The following is a 17,022-nucleotide window of genomic DNA, read 5'->3' as shown; positions in this document are numbered from 1 at the left end:
GCTAGCCGCCGCGCGTCAGCCGGATCAGCGTGATCTCGGACGGTACGCCGAAGCGGTTCGGCGGCCCCCAGTATCCGGTGCCGCGGCTCGTATAGAGCCACAGATCGCCGAAGCGGCTCAGCCCGCCGATCACGGGCTGCTGCATCCGCACGAACGGCGGCCACGGCAGGAACTGGCCGCCGTGCGTGTGCCCCGACAACTGCACGGTAAAACCCGCGCGGTTCGCCGCTTCCGCGCTGCGCGGCTGGTGGGCGAGCAGGATCTTCGTGCCGACGTCGCGCGGCGCGCCCGCCAGCGCCTGCTCGGGGTCGCTCCGGTGCGCGGGATCGAACCCGCCCGCCGTGAAGTCGGTCACGCCGGCGAGCACCGCGCGCGCGCCGTCGTGCTCGATCAGTACGTGCTCGTTCAGCAGCACCGTCAGCCCGATGCGCCGGAATTCGTCGATCCACGCATGCGCGCCCGCGTAATACTCGTGGTTGCCCGTCACGAGAAAGCTGCCGTGTCGCGACTGCATGCGGCCGAGCGGCGCGGTATGTTCGCGCAGGCGCTTGACCGAGCCGTCGACCACGTCGCCCGTCACGACGACGAGGTCGGCATCGAGCGCATTGACCACACGCACGATCCGTTCGATATAGGGCCGCTTGATCGTCGGCCCGACGTGGATGTCGGACAGTTGCACGATCGTCAGCCCGTCGAGCGCGGCCGGCAGCCCGGCGACCGGAATCGACACGCGCTTGACCGCCGCCGTGCGGCGCGCGCCGACGAACCCGATTGCGGTGACGAGCCCCGCGGCCGCCAGCACGCCGAGCGCCGTGTCGGCCGCGGCGCCGCTCCACGCGCCGTCGTGCCCGAGCTGCCGCCACGCGAACACGCCGAGCAGCACGAACTCGCGCAGGAACGTCAGCACCAGCAGCGACGAAAAAAAAACCCATCAGGAGCGAGCCGGTCCAGCCTGCCAGCGTCGCGGCCCAGCCTTCGTCGAAGCGGCGCGAGAACATGCCGACCGGGATCAGCACGACGAAGCTCGCCAGCACGAGCGCCGCGATGGTGCGTGCGACCGGCGAAGCAAACGCGTCGGGAATGATCCGCATCCCGACATACAGATGGAACAGCACGCCGATTGCAATGAACCGGACAAAGAAACTTCGCATGGAGCGCTCACCTTCGTTGCGATACGGCTTCCGCGACGCGCGTCGCACGGGGCCGTGACGTCCCGTGCCGCGCTTCGCGCCATACGCACGATGGTACACAGATCCCGGCCGCGACGACCGATCGCGGCCGCCGGTGGTCGCTTGCGCGGCTTCGCGCAGTAATCGGCCGTTTCCACGCCGATTCCACCGCATCAGCGCGGCAAATTTCGCCAGCCCTCGTTCGTCTTACGATCCTTTACAGTCCGTTAGCAACCCTACACGAGCTTGCTCTACGGAACGCGGCGATCCGGCCACCGCTACGGAAACGCGATGCCGGACGAGCCGGCACCACCGCCAGCGCGACCGCGACCGGCCATGGCCCGTGCCGCCCCCCGCGGGACGGACGGCTGGCGGTCCGCATCGCGCTGCTTTATTATCGGCCCCGTATCTCGGAATCGTCGTCGCGGCGACGAACCGCATTGCGCCGCGCCCGGCATCCCCCCATCGTCGAGCTCGTCACACCATGAGAAAAATAACGCCGCGCGCACCCCTGCGCGTCGCCGCCGTCCTGGCGCCAGCCCTGCCGCTCGCGAGCTGCGCATCGCGCGGCGCACCGTCATACGTGCTGTTCGGCGCGTATTTCCCGCTCTGGCTCGTCAGCGCGATCGTCGGCATCGTCGGCGCGATCGTTGCGCACCGCGTGTTCGTCGCGACCGGCTGGGCCGCCACGGTCCCTTACCAGCTTGCCGTCTGCACCGCGATCGGGCTCGTGATCGCCGTGATCGTCTGGCTTACCGGCACGGGGCCGTTCGCATGAAGGCCGCCGGAACCGCCCGCCCGTCCATGAAAGGCCGCGTGATCGCGCTCGCGATCGTCGCGCTCGGCATCGCGGCGCTCGCGTACGCGTACCACCGCACGACGGCCTACCCGTCCACCGACGACGCGTCGATCGACGCGGACGTCGTGCATGTCGCGTCGCCTGTCGGCGGGCGCATCGTGCGGCTCGCGGTGCATGAAAACCAGCGCGTCGCGAAAGGCGACCTGCTGTACGAAATCGATCCCGTGCCATACCGGCTGACGGTTGCACAGGCGCAGGCCGACCTCGAGCTCGCGCGCGCATCGCTCGACACGCGCCGCCGTTCGCTGATCGGCGAACGCTCGAACGCGGCGGTCGCCGGCGAGCAGGTCAAGCGCGCGACGCAGAACGCCGACCTCGCGACGCGCGACGTGAACCGGCTCGCGCCGCTCGCCGCGCAGGGCTACGTCAGCGTGCAGCAGTTCGATCAGGCGAAGGTCCGCCAGCGCGACGCGGCCGTGTCGCTCGCGCAGGCACAGGAACAGCAGCGCGCGTCCGCGCAGACGATCGGCGACGACGCCGACGCGATCGCGACGCTGCATGCGCGCGAGGCCGCGCTGGCCCGCGCGCAGCACGCGCTCGACGATACGGTCGTGCGCGCGCCGCACAACGGGCTCGTGACGGGCCTGACCGTGCTCGCCGGCGAGACCCTCGCGCCGAACCAGTCGATCTTCACGCTGATCGACGCGAGCGAATGGTTCGCCGTCGGCAATTTCCGCGAGACGTCGCTGAACCGCATCGAGGTCGGCGACTGCGCGACCGTCTATTCGATGATCGACCGCAGCCGTCCGATGACGGGCAAGGTCGTCGGCATCGGCGCGGGCATCGCGGACAGCGCTCGCATCAACCTGCCGCGCTCGCTGCCGATCGTGCAGAACTCGGTGAACTGGGTGCACGTCGCGCAGCGCTTCCCCGTGCGCGTGAAGCTCGACGAACCCGACGGCAAGCTCGTGCGCGTCGGCGCCAGCGCGATCGTCGAGGTCCGGCATGGCACTGCCTGCCGCTGACGTCCGCTCGCCGGGCCCGCGCGAAGTCCTGCGGCTGCTGGCACCGTTTCCGGGGCGCACGGCGATGGCCGTGCGCGTCGCGCTGATCTGCGCGCTGGTCGTGCTCGTGACGAGCGGCTACGGCACGCCGGAAGCCGCGATCTCCGCGTATGTCGTGTTCTTCCTGAACCGTGCCGACCGCGTGACGAGCGTCGTGCTCGCGGTCGCGATGCTGCTGCTCGTCACGGTCGTGATCGCGCTCGTGATGGGCGTCGCGATCTTCAGCATCGACTATTCGATCCTGCGGGTCGCCTGCATGACCGTGATGTCGATCGGCCTGCTCTACCTGACATCCGCCAGCAAGCTGCGCCCGGTCGGCGCAATCCTCGCGATGATCGTCGGCTTCGGGCTCGACCAGCTCGGACAGGCGCCGTTCGGCGAAGCCGCGACACGCGCGCTGCTCTATGCATGGCTGATGGTCGCGATCCCGGTCGGTGTCGCGATCGTCGTCAACCTGCTGATCGCGCCGTCGCCGCGCAAGCTCGTGCACGCGCAGCTCGCGAAACGGCTGCGGCTCGCCGCACGGCGGCTGCGCGGCGACGACAGCGGCGACTCTCGCGCCGCGTTCGACGCGAGCCTGCGCGAAGGCGACAAGCAGTTGCTCACGTGGCTCAAGCTGTCGAAGCTCGAAGGCTCGTCGGCGGCCGCCGACGTCGTCGCACTGCGGCAGGCCATCGCATCGAGCACCGCGCTGCTCGTCGCGGTCGCGCTCGCCGACCGCGAACCCGACGCGCGGCTGCCCGACGCGTTTGTCGAGCCGATCGCGACGACGCTCGACGACATGGCCGCCATCCTCGAACGCGGCGGTTATCCGGTCGACGTGACGCTCGCGCTGCCGGCAGCCGGTGCGCTACCGCCGCTCGCGCGCGTCGTCGCGACGGATCTGCACACGGCGATCACGCACTTCGCGGAACCGGCCGAGGCCGACGCATCGGACGATACGGCCCACGTGCACGGCGCCGACACGCCTGCCGAACCCGCCGCACCGCCTGCGCCGCCCGCCCCCGGCGGCAGCTTCTTCCTTCCCGACGCGCGCACCAATCCCGACCACATCCGCTATGCGCTGAAAACGACGGCAGCAGCAATGTTCTGCTACCTGCTGTACTCGCAGCTCGACTGGTCGGGCATCCATACCTGCTTCATCACCTGCTATATGGTGTCGCTCGGCTCGACGGCCGAAACGGTCGAGAAGCTCACGCTGCGCATCGCCGGCTGCATCGTCGGCGCGCTGCTCGGCACCGCCGCGCTCGTGTTCGTCGTGCCGTCGCTGTCGTCGATCGGCGAGCTGATGGCGCTCGTGTTCGCCGGCGCGTGGCTCGCCGCGTGGGTCGCGTTCGGGTCGCCGCGCATCGCCTACGCGGGCTTCCAGGTCGCATTCGCGTTCTTCCTGTGCGTGATCCAGGGCGCGGGCCCCGGCTTCGACCTGACGCTCGCGCGCGATCGCACGATCGGCATCCTGCTCGGCAACGTGGTCGTGTATCTCGTGTTCACGCGCATCTGGCCCGTCAGCATCGGCAAGCAGATCGACACGGCGCTCGCGGCGCTGCTCGACCAGTGGCGGCGCGTCGCGCAGATCGCACAGCCGGCCGAGCGGCGCGCGCTGGCTGCCGAGGCGTTCGCACGCCACGGCGCGATCTCGCAGGAGCTCGGCCTGATCCATTACGAACCGTCGTGGGTGCGGCCGGCCGCCACGTGGCTCGCCGCGCGGCGGCGCGCACTCGCGGAACTCGGCGCGCTCGAAGGCCCGCTGTTCCTGCTCGCCGAGCGCACACCGGGCGACGCGGCGATCGGCGCGCGGCTTGCACGCGTAGTCGACCTGCACGACGACGAAGCCGCGCCTCACGCGGATTCCCCCGCACCGCCGGCCCCACCACCGAATGCCGCCCCCACCGACCCCGCGCGCGACGCGCTGCTGAACCTGATCGACACGCGGCTCGCGCATATCGCCGACGCCGCCTGTCAAGCCACACCGAAGGAGCCTGTCCCCCATGCGCCTAACTGAACCGCCGGCCGCCTCGATCGCCGCCGCCGCCCTCGCGACCGCCGTCGCGCTGGCCGGCTGTGCGACGTCGTCGATCGATCTGGCGCCGGAGGCGTCCGACCGCCCGTGGCAGCCGCAGACCTCGGCCGCGGGCGACATCGTGCCCGCACCGCCGCGCGCGACCGCGCAAGGCGCGCACGACTACACGCTGCCGGTCACGCCCGCGCTCGCGTCGGTAGCGCCGCCTGCCGCGCTCGATGCCGCGCACGCGTACACGCTCCCCGAGCTGATCGACCTCGCCGAATCGGCGAACCCGCTGACGCGCATCGCATGGAACGACGCGCGCAATGCGGCGCTCGCGGTCGGCATCGCGAAAGCCGCCTACCTGCCGAAGCTGTCCGCAACGGCCATGGGCGCGTACCAGGCGAGCCACGGCTCGACGTCGACGATACTCGGCGACTCGTCGAGCGACACGACCGTGCACGGCACGATCTCGGCGCTGTCGCTGCAATGGCTGCTGTTCGATTTCGGCGGGCGCGCGGCGCGCGTCGAAGCAGCCGAACAGGCGTCGATCGCGTCGAACGTCGCATTCACGGCCGTGCACCAGCAAGTGATCCACGACGTGACCGTCGCGTACTACCGGTACGAAGCCGCGCGCTCGCGCGCACTCAGCGCGCAGCAGGGCGTCGCGAACGCGGACGCAATCCTCGCGGCGTCCCGTGCACGGCTCAAGCATGGCGTCGGTACGGTCGTCGAGCTCGCCCAGGCAACGCAGAACCGCGCGCAAGCGAACCTCGCGCTCGTGCAGGCGGACGGCACGGAAAGCGACAGCTACCTCGCCCTCGTCTCCGCGCTCGGCATCTCGCCGCTGTCGAAGCCGACGATCGCCGCGCTGCCGAAGCGGCCGCTGCCGCCCGCGCTCGGCTCGTCGGTCGACGCGATCGTGTCGGACGCGATCGCGCGCCGCCCCGACCTGCAGGGCGCGTTTGCGCTCGAAAAGGCCAATCGCGCGAAGATCAAGGCCGCCGAAGCCGCGTTCATGCCGAAGATATTCCTGTCCGCTTCGACGTCGTACGCAAGCGGCGGCACCGCCATCACCGCACTGCCCGCGATCGGCGACCAGGCGCCGACCGTCAACCTGAACGGCAGCCGCTACGGCGGCGGCGTGTTCCTCGGCGTGACGATCCCGCTGTACGACGGCGGCCTGCGCTCGGCCGTGCTGATGCAGGCGCGCAACGACGCGCAAAGCGCATCCGCGCGCCTCACACGGACCAAGGAGGAAGCCGTCCGCCAGGTCGTTGCCGCGCAGAACGCGGTACAGACGAGCCTCGCGTCGCACGACGCCGCGACGGCGCTCGTCGATGCCGCGCAGACAAGCTACGATGCGGCGCTGACCGCGTACCGGAACGGCGTCGGCTCGGTCACCGATGCGACGATCGCGCAAAGCCAGTTGCTCGCGGCGCGGAATGCTGAGGTCGACAGCTACGCCGGTGCGCTGTCTGCGGCGGCCGCGCTCGCGCTCGCAACGGGGACGATCGGCTCGGCGCAGTAGCGCAACCGCCGCCCGGCGGTTGACGCATGCGCACGCCGCCCACTAGAATGCCGCCCATTCTTCCTTCAGGAACCATCGTGGACAGTTGCAGCACTCCGTTGCGTGCGCCGCTTGCCGCCTGAACGCCTGTCCGACGCAGTTCTCCTGCCCCGGCTCGCGTTCCGCGAGCCCGCACGCCTACCGTTTCACACTGAATGACGCATACGCGCGGTACAGTACCGCGCGATGACGGCTATCGTCGCGTCGCTTTCGGCATTGCGCCGCGGCAACGTGAGCCGGTATGCGCGCCTTGCACGGCAGGACAACCATGACTTTCGATTTCGCACTCCGTCTTTTCACCGCGTTCGCCTGCGGCGTCGCGATCGGCCTCGAGCGCCAGATGCGCCAGCGCACGGCCGGCCTGCGCACGATCACGCTCGTCGCGAGCGGTGCGTGCCTGTTCGTCACGCTCGGCGTGCTGACCGGCAACGGCGTCGCGGGCGTCACGCAGATCGCCGCGTACGTCGTGTCGGGCGTCGGCTTTCTCGGCGGCGGCGTGATCATGCGCGACAAGGGCTCGATCCAGGGCATCAACACGGCCGCGACGCTGTGGTGCTCGGCCGCCGTCGGCGTGCTGTCCGGCTCCGGCCATTACGTGCCCGCGCTCGCCGGCACGGGCGTCGTGCTGCTCACCAACACCGTGCTGCGCGGCGTCAGCCAGGCGATCAACGCGACGCCCGTGTCGAACGCCGATCTCGTGCGCGAATACCAGATCACCGTGATCTGTCTCGCCGCCGACGAAGTACACATCCGCACGCTGCTGTCGAACTCGATGTACGCGAAGCCGCTGTCGTTCCAGAGCCTGACGAGCGAGGACGTGCCCGACCAGCCGGACCGTCTGAAAGTGACCGCGACGCTGAAGCTGCATCCGAAGGATCAGCAGAAGCTCGAGCAGATCGCGAGCCGGATGAGCATGGAGAAGAGCATTTCCAGCGTGAGCTGGACCGCGAAGGAAGCGGAGCCGTTGATGGAGTGAGCGGCATGGCGGCCGCCGGATTCGGCATTACCGCCCTAGCTCGTGTCAGGGTGCCTCGATGAGCCCGGCCGAGATCGCCTTGACGACCGCCTGGACCTTGTTCGTCGCGCCGAGCTTCTCGAGGATGTTGTTGACGTGGAAGTTGACCGTCCGCTCCGAGATGCTGAGGATCTGGCCGATTTCGCATGCGGTCTTGCCTTCGGCGGTCCAGCACAGCACCTCGCGCTCGCGCGCGGTCAGCGCGACGCCCGCCGCGGGCGACAGCTTCGGCACCATGAAGCGGCTCATCAGCGAATGCGACATATTCGCGAGCCAGTTCGTCTGCAGCGTCAGCATGTTGATCTCGGCCGGCGTGAGCCGGTCGGCGTGGCGCGCGATGCTCAGCAGCCCGAACGCACCGCGGGCCGCCCAGCTCGACTGCGCGACACCCACCGACAGCCCGAATTCACGCGCGTCCTGCCACAGCGGGTTCGAATCGATCCGGTCGACATCCGGCCAGACGATCATGTTGGTGCTGTGCGCGCCGTCGCGTACCGTCGAATCGATCTCGATGTAGTTCCGCGCCTGGTAGTGCGCCATCCAGCCGTCCGGATAGGTATCGAAGATCGCGACCGACGGTTTCGACACCGGCAGCGGCACGCGAATGCCGTAACAGCAGTATTCGAATCCCAGCCGTCTGGAATAGGCAGCGATCCGCTGGAAGAGTTGCTGCTCGTCTTCCGCGGCGCTGAATTGTTGATAGGCATCCTGCCAGCGCAGTTCCATTCGTTCTCCGACAACGTCACGCTGTCATACTTGTCAGGTGCCAGCTCCGGTTCGAGGCTGATACATTCCGCGCATGACTTTACCTTTGCTGCACCCGGTCCCCGGCCCGTCCCCGGACGGCTACGTGCGCCTGTCAAAAGGCGCACTGGCCGCGCTTGCACTCGATCATGTCACAAGCGGCCTCGACGCATCGCTACTCGCGGAACTGCGCGACAACGCGATCGACGCACGCCTCGCCGGCTATACCGAATGGCAGCGCACGGCCCGTGCCGGCGTCCCTTACGTGACGGTCGGCTGGGACTGGTACCTCGAACGCGCAACGGGCACGTTCGTCATCGCCGGCGGCGACGTCCGCAGCAACGTGATGGCCGTCGACGCCACCGGTGCCGACATCGGCATGTTCCGCACGGCCGCCACGCTTGTCGCGCGGCTCGCCTGCATCGACTGGCCCGCCGCGGTCGCGTCGGCCCTGCTCGGGCGCAACGACGCCTATCATGCCGGTCCGACGCTCCAGTGACAACTGGCCGCGCATTCATCTGACAATTTCCACGATGCTGGCGCTCTTTATAAGCAAAAGCGCCCGGTTTTTCAATCCCATCGATCAAGAAACCGTTACCACGTCCTAAATGGCGTCTTTGCGCCGCCCAACCTGTAAGAGTTACCAGTTACCGCCTCCTCGTGCCGCGCGATGTAATGCATACATACAAAAGCACAAATCCGAGGACACGATGCGGACCTTCGTTCACGAAGAAGGGCGGTTGCCACACGAACTTGCAGCGGATCTCGGGCGCTACCGGCGCCGCGTGTTCGTCGAACAACTCGGTTGGGAGCTCCCGTCGGCGAACGAAAGCTTCGAGCACGACCAGTTCGATCGCGACGATACCGTGTACGTGTTCGCGCGAAATGCCGGCGGCGACGTGTGCGGATGTGCGCGCCTGCTGCCCACGACGCGCCCGTATCTGCTGCAGTCGCTGTTCGCCGACCTGATCGCCGCAGACATGCCGCTGCCGCAATCGGCGGCCGTCTGGGAGCTGTCCAGGTTCGCGGCGACCGACGACGAAGGCGGGCCGGGCAATGCCGAATGGGCCGTGCGGCCGATGCTCGCGGCCGTGGTCGAATGCGCGGCGCAGCTTGGCGCGCAGCAGTTGATCGGCGTGACGTTCGCGAGCATGGAGCGGCTGTTCCGCCGGATCGGCATACACGCGCACCGCGCAGGCCCGCCGAAGCAGGTGGACGGACGTCTGGTGGTCGCGTGCTGGATCGATATCGATCCGCAAACGTTTGCGGCACTAGGAATCGAGCCGGGGCAGACCGCCCGGCAAGCCATCGCCGCCTGAGCCGGAACGCGCGTTTCCGTCCGGGCGGCATCGTAACGAAGGAGAACCAACGTGGACCAGTCTCAGGTCTTTCGCGCGATGATGCCCGGGTTGACGAGCGCCAACGGCGCCCGCATCGCGGTCGCCTATCCGTCGTTTCCCAGGCCGCTGCCGCTCGTGCGGCTCGACCGCAGCGGGCTCGTGTTTCGTGCCACCGGCGCCGCGCCGCTCGTCTGCGGGCTGCCGCGCGCGGCGACGCTGCTGGTCGCGGACGAGCCGCTGTGCTCGCTGCGCCTCGTGATCCGCGACATCGCCCCTGCCGGCGACGGCCGCCACGACCTGACGATGCAGCCGTCCGGCGCCGCCGGCGACGAATTGCTGTGGCATGCGCTGCGCGACCACGCACCGTACCGGCGGATTCAGCATCCGCTCGCGCCCGTCGACGCGTCCCTCGCCGCGAACAGCGACCCGCGCGCGGCGGCCGGCGAAGCCGGGCTGCGCCCGTCGCGCAGCGCGGCTTTCCGCCTGCCGTGCCGCAGCGACGCGCTGTTCTTCGCGGACTGGCTCGAATATCACTTCGACGAGCTGCGCGCGCTGTCGCAACAGCACGGGCCGCAACTACAGCTCAACCAGCTCGAACGGAAAGTTGCCGACGACGAGGTTGGCGTGCGCTTCGTCTACGACATCGACGGGCACGCGACGCGGCACGCGCTGACCGACTGCGCGCGCGAGGCCTGTGCGTGGATCGAGACGGAGATGCGCGACAAGTACGCGCTGCCCGTCGCGCAGGAGCGGTTTGGCGCGTTTGGGGCGCACGCGCGGGCCGGCGGTATGTAACTGCGGTATCGGTTGCGTCGACGCGAGGCAGCCGGTACGGCAGCAAGTTGCATCGATACAACGGGGGCTTGCCAACCTTCGGGTTTTCCCTTAAATTAACGTCTGTCTCCTCCATGTCTCCAAACATGGATTCAGCCCGCTCAAGCAGCGGGCTTTTTCTTGCCTGCGCGGATTGCGGGGCCGCATCGCCTTCCGTTCCGGCTAACCTGCCGGACGCGCACTGCCCGGCGGCAACCAGTAGTGGCGCACCGCAAATATCAGCGCGACCGCTACGACAAGTATCAGCAGCAGGTACAGCCAGTCCTTTCTGGTCGTCGGCAGCAGATCTGTTAGACCACCCAGGTCGCCCGTCAGGGCCATCACCGCGACCATCGCCAGCCCGGCCAGCACCATCGTCCCCTTTGCCACCCATCCAAAGGCAGCCTCCAGCACGGCCGCCCATCGGGACTGGCGATAAGGTCCGGCAACCGGCCGACGAAGGTCGGGCTTACCCATTCCTCACCTCCCGTACGGCATGCGCATACGTCGGCGGACCGGCTCCGTCGAAGGCAGGGATTCGACAGTTTTCCGGAAGAGCCACTGCAGCGATGGGGTTCGCACACGCGATCTGAAGCGCCATGCTTTTTTCTTTCGTGAGATGAGGTTCAGCGGTTCGTTTGGCCGGAACGAATCCACATTCACAGGATCGTGCTGCAGAACGCCGCATGGCGCTGACGGCCCGATGTATGTGAGCCTTTATCTGACGCCCGCGCAGTTCACCCGGGCGCACGATGCAAAGCAGCGGTTTTTAACCTCGGACTCCAACTGCACCCGGAATAAAACCGGGAGCAGGTCACTATTGCTGTGTTGCGCGCATGATAGCCGTTTTGACCTAAGAGAAGGAGCGTATCGAGATCAACTGAATTTGGAATCCTACAGAAAACTCGGCTACCGCCCCGCCCACTTCCGGACTCGGATTTCGGTGATCGCGACCAGCCGGTTCGGCAACAAGATCACCGAGTCGAACATCGTGAACCCCAATCCGGTGACACAACGAGCGACTGTGGCCAAACCATTGCGACCCGCACAATATGATGCGTAAGTATCGTGCGGCATTTGCTCAAGGGCGGGGTGTCGCATGGGACAAGAGCGGGACGTTCAATCAACGCCACGCCATTCCGGTCACCGACGTGGCATCGTGGATCAATGCAAAGCTTGCTTCGGGTCGCAGCGAGTAATCGCGAGTCCGACCGACCATCCAGGCAAACGGTGTCGACGACAGCTTCCCCGAACAGCTTTAGTACCCGCGGCGGAAAGGCGCTCTTCGGAACGCGGGCTAGTCTTCGGCGCGAAAAAGGCTTCCCTTCTTGCTCATATCGCGACTCTCTCAGGAATTCAAATCAACGCTTGCGGACGGCTGAATCGAGCACGAAGCGGGTCGTCATATTCTGCACGCCCGCTTTGCTCGGCCTCGGCGACTCCAGCCCCATGCTCGTTGCCGACAGAATTTCGACGCTGATCTGATAACGCGTGCGACTCGCCCCAACCCGTTGCCAAACGCCTCCTCGAAAACCGGCCACGGCACTGGCCACAGGCTTCGAGCCCGGCGTGCCGCCCAACACGGATAGATCCAAGCAACGCGGAATAAGCGCACATCCCTACGCTGTGGACGGATGCGATGCACCGAACAGTTGAATCACGACGCCGCGCAGCCACCGGTTGCCCGCCTCATGGTGATAGCGCGCATGCCAATGCTGCCGTACCGCAAACCCGTCGACCGGGATCGGACACGCATGAACCGCCAGATCGCTCGCCTGAGCCAGTGTCTGGCCGATATGACGGGGTAGCGTCGTGATCAGGTCGGTCGTCTGGACGATCGCACCCAAACCCAGAAAACCCGGCAACTCCAGCACGACGTCTCGCTCGATGCGCGCCTGCCGCAGCGCCTGTTCGAGAAGTTGCGCCCCGGTTCCCGCGGTAATGGCGACATGTCCTTCGGAACGATACTGCTTCGCCCCGAGGCGACCGCGAATCCTCGGATGATGCCGGTTGGCCAGACATACCCAGTCCTGGTCGTACAGCTTCTGCTGATAAATGCCGCCGCCTAGCCACGGCACATAGCCGATCGCGAGATCGGCTTCGCCGGATTCGAGCGCGCGTTCCGTATTGCCGTCGATCCGTGCGGCTTCCAGCCGGACGCCGGGCGCCTGCGCCCGGACATGGGCCAGTAGCCTTGGAAGCAGCGTGATGTGGCTCGCGTCGGTCATGCAGATACGAAAGCGTCGCTGGGCCGTCGCTGGATCGAACGCGATCTCCCATGCGGTGAAGCGCCGCAGGGATTCGAGAATTTCCCGGCATGGCCCGATCAGCGCGTCGGCTTGCGGCGTCGGCGCCATGCCGCCGGGTGTCCGGATGAAGAGCGGATCGTGCAGATGTTCCCTCAAGTGCCCGAGCCAGATGCTGACCGTCGGCTGGCTCTGGCCCAGTTGCTCGGCGACGCGCGTGACGCTGCGCACGTCGTACAGGAGATCGAAAAGCTGAAGCAGCTTCAGGTCGGGCAGGTCGGCGGGCATCGCGGCGTTATTGTCCATGGCAATGACGCCATTGTATCCATTGCATTGTCGGCATGAGCGGCGACTCCTATCGTGGTGCCATACGTCAAGGAGAAGCCATTGAAAATCGCGATTCTGGGGGCTGGCGCGCTGGGCTGCGCGATCGGCGCCACCCTTACCCAAGGCGGCCACGAGACCTGGCTGATCGACCGCTCGCCCGCGCACGTCGATGCGATGCGCCGTGACGGCCTGCGAGTCGACGACGCGGGCGGCACCCGCCACGTACGCGTCCACGCGACGACTCAGGCTGCCGATGTCGGCGTGGCCGACGTGGTGGTGGTGCTGGTCAAGTCGTTCCATACCGACGCGGCCATCCGCGGCGCCCAATCGCTGGTGGGGCCGGATACCGCCGTGCTGTCGCTGCAGAACGGCCTCGGGCACGAGGACATCCTGATCGACGTCGTCGGCCGCGAGCGCGTCCTCGCGGGCAAGACCTACGTCGGTGGTGTGCTGCGCGGTGCGGGTCATATCGAATCCGGCGTGATCGGCAAGTACACCTATATCGGCGAACTCGACGGCCGCATCACACCGCGCGTGCAGGCGATCGCCGCCGCGTTCGATGCCGCCGGCCTCGCCACGACGATCAGCGACAACATCGTCGGCACGATGTGGGACAAGCTGCTGGTGAATGTCGCGACGGGTGCGCTGACTGGGCTGACCGGCCTCACCTACGGGCAGCTTTACGATGAGCCGCTGCTGAAGGCAACGTCGCTTGCGGCCGTGGCCGAGGCGATCGCGGCGGCGCAGGCAGCCGGCGTCAAGCTGTCGATGACCGATCCCGAACAGGCCTGGACGCTCGCCGCCGAGGGGCTGCCCGCGACCTTCAAGACGTCGATGCTGCAAAGCCTGGAGAAGGGTTCGATCACCGAAATCGACTTCATCAACGGTTCGGTCGTGCGCTGCGGGCAGCGCTACTGCGTGCCGACCCCGGTCAATGCAACGCTCGTCGCCTGCATCAAGGGGCTGGAACGCGCGATGGCCGATCGCCAACGGCAGGAGGCCGTCGCATGAATGCCACGAAAGCCTATCTCGAACACGTTGCGATCTGGGTCAAGGACATCCGCTGGCACATCTGCTTCTTCGAGGACGTGCTCGGCATGACCCTGCGCGAAGTGGACGGCACGCTCGACGCGCCGCGGCAGTACTGGACGCTCGGCGGCCTGCAGTTCATCCACGCGCCGGAACACGACGGTCCGGAAGGCCGGCTCGCCCATCTCGGCGTGATGTGCGAAGACCTGGAGGCCGCGCTGGCCGCGGCGCAACGATTCGGTGTGACGGAGATGCCGCAGGGGCGGAACTGGCTTCGCCTGCCCGACGGGCTTGCCGTCGAACTGATCCAGGCCAGGCCGGCTTCTTGCGTCGCGCAGGCGCTGGCCATCGACCCGCGCGCGGAGGCGTGACCATGACGATCGTCGAGAAATACTGGGACGACGCCCGCGAGGGTGACACGTGCACGAGCCCGAGCTACACCGTGACCAAGGAGCGCATTCTCGCGTACGCCAACCTCACCGGCGACCATACGCCCGTCCACGTGGACGAGGAATACGCAAACGCGAGCCATTTCGGCTGCCTCGTCGCGCACGGGCTGTTTGGCTTGTCCATCGCCGACGGCCTGAAGACGCAGAGCGACTATCGCTTTCTGCCGGGCATGTCGCTCGGCTGGAGCTGGGATTTCCTGCTGCCGATCAAGGTCGGCGACGTGCTGCACGTGAAGTTCCGCGTCGGCTCGATGCGGGCCAGCAAGAGTCGTCCGGATTGGGGCATCGTCGTGCTGCCGTCGGAGCTGATCAATCAGGACGGTCAGGTCGTTCAACGCGGCGAGCATCGCCTGATGGTGCCGCGCCGCCTGGAGGCACTGTAATGCAGGCTCGCCCACTCGAAGGCATTCGCGTCGTCGACTACAGCCACTTCCTTGCCGGGCCGTATGTCGGGCGCTGTCTCGCGGCGCTCGGCGCCGAAGTCATCAAGGTCGAGCGCCCCGGGTCAGGCGACGCCGGACGCCAGCACGCGACCGTGCTCGACGACCAGCAAAGCGGCTACTTCCTGCAGCTCAACATGGGCAAGCGCGGCGTGAGCGTCAACATGAAGGACGCGCGCGGCAAGGCGTTCATGCAGCGGCTGTGCGACTCCGCCGACGTGTTCATCGAGAACTATCGGCCGGGCGCACTGGACAAGCTCGGGCTCGGCTATGCCGAATTGTCGGCGCGCAATCCGGGCCTCGTCTACTGTTCGATTTCGGCGTACGGGCATACCGGTCCCGATGCGCATCGCGCAGGCTTCGGGCTGATCGCGGAAGCCAAGAGCGGAATCATGCAGATGGTGGGCACGCCGGGCGAGCGGCCGCCGCTGCTGCGCATCTCGCTCGGCGACATGTACACCGGCATTCATGCGGTCGCGGCCATCAACGCCGCGCTGCTGGGGCGCGTGAAGAGCGGCCGCGGGCAACACATCGACATGGCGCTGTACGACACGCTGGTATCGATGCACGAATATGCGGTGCAGTGCTACACCCTGCAGGGCGTGCTGCCCGAGCAGACTGGGCACGACATGCCGACCTCGACGCTCTACGGCGTATTCCGTGCCGCGGACGGCGATCTCGTGATCGCCGCGCAAGTCGACGACGCGTGGAAACGCTTCGCCGATCTGATCGCGACGCGCGGCGGCCCGGCGGACTTCGGCGCCGACACACGGTTTCACGACAGCACCGGCCGCAACGCGCACCGCGCGGAGATTCTGTCGGTGGTCGAGCCGTGGGTGGCCGCGCGTTCCGTCGCGTCGGTGCTCGAACTGCTGGACGGCATCGACGTTCCGTGCGCGAAGGTGCAGCGCATCGACGAGGTATTGAACGATCCGCAGATCCAGGCAAGAGGCATGGTCGTCGAGCAACAGCATCCGCGCTACGGAACGCTGCGCCTGCCCAACCTGCCGTTCCGGTTTTCCGGTTGCGATACGACGATTCGCGACGTCGCGCCCGATCTCGGGCAGCACAACGCGGAAGTCGCGCGCTCCCTCGGGTTCGATTCGGCCGAAATCGACGCGATGCAGGCCGACGGCGTCCTCTATTCAAAAGCGAGCCAATGATGACCGACCAATACGCGGTGATCGGCAATCCGATCGGGCACACGAAATCCCCACTGATTCACGGCCTCTTCGCGCAGGAGACGCGGCAGGACATCAGCTATACGGCCATCGAGGGGCCCGTCGAGCCGGCAGGCGCTTTCGCTGCCGCGGTTCGTGCGTTTTTCGAGGGCGGCGGCAAGGGCATCAACGTCACAGCGCCGTTCAAGCTCGACGCGTTCGCGATGTCGGACGAACGCAGCGAGCGGGCGCAACTCGCGGGCGCGGCCAACGCGCTCAAGTTCGACGGCGGCCGCATCCTGGCCGACAACTTCGACGGCATCGGCCTGGTTCGCGATATCGAGGCGAACCTCAATCTGCCGATGGCCGGCAAGCGTGTCCTGGTGCTCGGTGCAGGCGGCGCGGCACGCGGCGCGCTTTTGCCGTTCCTCGAAGCCGGACCGGCTGAACTGGTCATCGCGAATCGCGACGTCGACAAGGCGCGCGCATTGGTCGCGCAGGTTGCCGGACGCGGTCCGCTCGTTGCCGGCGGCTACGCAGACCTCGCACGGATGGGGCGTTTCGACCTGGTCGTCAATGCGACGTCGGCCAGCCTGACCGGCGACCTGCCGCCGGTCCCGCCGAGCGTGTTCAGTCCGGCCGGCACGGCCTACGAACTTGCATACGGCAAGCGTCTGACGCCGTTTCTCCGGCTCGCGAAAAACGCAGGCGTACACGGAATTGCGGACGGCGTCGGCATGCTGGTCGAGCAGGCGGCCGAAGCGTTCGCGTGGTGGCGCGGCGTGCGCCCCGAGACCAGTTCGGTAATCGATCGGCTGGCCGTGCCCTTTGATTGAACACGCAATGGAGATTCGC

General features: G+C 67.4%; 16 protein-coding genes and 2 pseudogenes. 14 read left to right on the top strand and 4 right to left on the bottom strand.

Translation table 11 applies throughout. The features are described from left to right. Position 1 precedes the first annotated feature (1 nt). Positions 2-1,151, bottom strand: a pseudogene (locus DM992_RS30960) (metallophosphoesterase). A 502-nt stretch (positions 1,152-1,653) separates the two neighbouring features. On the opposite strand from DM992_RS30960, the gene DM992_RS30955 reads away from it, so the two are divergent. The 5 genes from DM992_RS30955 (at position 1,654) to DM992_RS30930 (ending at position 7,580) form a co-directional block, all read left to right on the top strand. Continuing rightward, positions 1,654-1,947: a hypothetical protein gene (locus DM992_RS30955; RefSeq protein WP_111019949.1), complete on the top strand. Its 294-nt coding sequence runs from the start codon at positions 1,654-1,656 to the stop codon at positions 1,945-1,947. Next, positions 1,944-2,993 carry a multidrug transporter subunit MdtN gene (gene mdtN, locus DM992_RS30950; RefSeq protein WP_111019948.1) on the top strand — a complete coding sequence of 350 codons (1,050 nt, stop codon included), beginning with the start codon at positions 1,944-1,946 and terminating at the stop codon, positions 2,991-2,993. Before DM992_RS30955 ends, mdtN begins: the two co-directional genes overlap by 4 nt. Next, entirely contained in the window at positions 2,974-5,034 is a 2,061-nt protein-coding gene (locus tag DM992_RS30945; RefSeq protein ID WP_111019947.1) for an FUSC family protein, read from the top strand. Before mdtN ends, DM992_RS30945 begins: the two co-directional genes overlap by 20 nt. Further along, a complete protein-coding gene (locus DM992_RS30940; RefSeq protein ID WP_111019946.1) occupies positions 5,021-6,565 on the top strand; it encodes a TolC family protein in 1,545 nt (514 codons plus the stop codon). The genes DM992_RS30945 and DM992_RS30940 overlap by 14 nt, the downstream gene beginning before the upstream one ends. Before the next feature lie 307 nt (positions 6,566-6,872). Next, on the top strand, positions 6,873-7,580 hold the full coding sequence (locus tag DM992_RS30930; RefSeq protein ID WP_010089673.1) for an MgtC/SapB family protein: 708 nt from the start codon (positions 6,873-6,875) through the stop codon (positions 7,578-7,580). A 45-nt stretch (positions 7,581-7,625) separates the two neighbouring features. On the opposite strand, the gene DM992_RS30925 is transcribed toward DM992_RS30930, so the two are convergent. Further along, positions 7,626-8,345, bottom strand: a complete 720-nt coding sequence (locus DM992_RS30925; RefSeq protein WP_111019945.1) for an autoinducer binding domain-containing protein — start codon at positions 8,343-8,345, stop codon at positions 7,626-7,628. A gap of 73 nt (positions 8,346-8,418) precedes the next feature. On the opposite strand from DM992_RS30925, the gene DM992_RS30920 reads away from it, so the two are divergent. The 3 genes from DM992_RS30920 (at position 8,419) to DM992_RS30910 (ending at position 10,498) form a co-directional block, all read left to right on the top strand. Then, on the top strand, positions 8,419-8,862 hold the full coding sequence (locus DM992_RS30920; protein WP_111019944.1) for a DUF4902 domain-containing protein: 444 nt from the start codon (positions 8,419-8,421) through the stop codon (positions 8,860-8,862). 211 nt (positions 8,863-9,073) lie between these two features. Then, positions 9,074-9,682 carry an acyl-homoserine-lactone synthase gene (locus tag DM992_RS30915; RefSeq protein WP_111019943.1) on the top strand — a complete coding sequence of 203 codons (609 nt, stop codon included), beginning with the start codon at positions 9,074-9,076 and terminating at the stop codon, positions 9,680-9,682. 51 nt (positions 9,683-9,733) lie between these two features. Beyond that, entirely contained in the window at positions 9,734-10,498 is a 765-nt protein-coding gene (locus DM992_RS30910; RefSeq protein WP_204356145.1) for a hypothetical protein, read from the top strand. A gap of 201 nt (positions 10,499-10,699) precedes the next feature. Here the strand turns inward: DM992_RS30910 and DM992_RS30905 are convergent, their stop codons facing one another. Beyond that, on the bottom strand, positions 10,700-10,993 hold the full coding sequence (locus DM992_RS30905; protein ID WP_111019941.1) for a hypothetical protein: 294 nt from the start codon (positions 10,991-10,993) through the stop codon (positions 10,700-10,702). Positions 10,994-11,556: 563 nt separating this feature from the next. On the opposite strand from DM992_RS30905, the pseudogene DM992_RS42975 reads away from it, so the two are divergent. Then, positions 11,557-11,715 (top strand): annotated as a pseudogene (locus DM992_RS42975) (aromatic alcohol reductase); the annotation flags it as partial. Between the two features lie 420 nt (positions 11,716-12,135). Here the strand turns inward: DM992_RS42975 and DM992_RS30895 are convergent. Then, positions 12,136-13,068, bottom strand: coding sequence for a LysR family transcriptional regulator (locus tag DM992_RS30895; protein ID WP_111019940.1), 933 nt, complete (start codon positions 13,066-13,068; stop codon positions 12,136-12,138). Between the two features lie 81 nt (positions 13,069-13,149). Here DM992_RS30895 and DM992_RS30890 point away from each other — a divergent pair, with 81 nt between their 5' ends. Genes DM992_RS30890 through aroE form a run of 5 tightly spaced genes read left to right on the top strand, consistent with a single transcriptional unit; the run spans position 13,150 to position 17,003 of the window. Continuing rightward, complete coding sequence (locus tag DM992_RS30890) at positions 13,150-14,100, top strand: 2-dehydropantoate 2-reductase (protein WP_111019939.1); 951 nt, start codon at positions 13,150-13,152, stop codon at positions 14,098-14,100. Then, the gene (locus DM992_RS30885) at positions 14,097-14,489 is read left to right on the top strand and encodes a VOC family protein (protein WP_111019938.1); all 393 of its coding nucleotides are present in this window, start codon (positions 14,097-14,099) and stop codon (positions 14,487-14,489) included. Before DM992_RS30890 ends, DM992_RS30885 begins: the two co-directional genes overlap by 4 nt. 2 nt (positions 14,490-14,491) lie before the next feature. Further along, positions 14,492-14,950, top strand: coding sequence for a MaoC family dehydratase (locus tag DM992_RS30880; protein WP_111019937.1), 459 nt, complete (start codon positions 14,492-14,494; stop codon positions 14,948-14,950). Further along, positions 14,950-16,170: a CoA transferase gene (locus DM992_RS30875; RefSeq protein WP_111019936.1), complete on the top strand. Its 1,221-nt coding sequence runs from the start codon at positions 14,950-14,952 to the stop codon at positions 16,168-16,170. Before DM992_RS30880 ends, DM992_RS30875 begins: the two co-directional genes overlap by 1 nt. Beyond that, the gene (gene aroE / locus DM992_RS30870) at positions 16,170-17,003 is read left to right on the top strand and encodes a shikimate dehydrogenase (RefSeq protein WP_111020491.1); all 834 of its coding nucleotides are present in this window, start codon (positions 16,170-16,172) and stop codon (positions 17,001-17,003) included. Before DM992_RS30875 ends, aroE begins: the two co-directional genes overlap by 1 nt. Positions 17,004-17,022 lie beyond the last annotated feature (19 nt).

This window comes from Burkholderia sp. JP2-270 (genome assembly GCF_003233675.1).
GTDB classification, from domain to species: domain Bacteria; phylum Pseudomonadota; class Gammaproteobacteria; order Burkholderiales; family Burkholderiaceae; genus Burkholderia; species Burkholderia pyrrocinia_C.
Note: the sequence above shows the minus strand (reverse complement) of the source record. Positions and strands in the feature narration are given on the sequence as shown.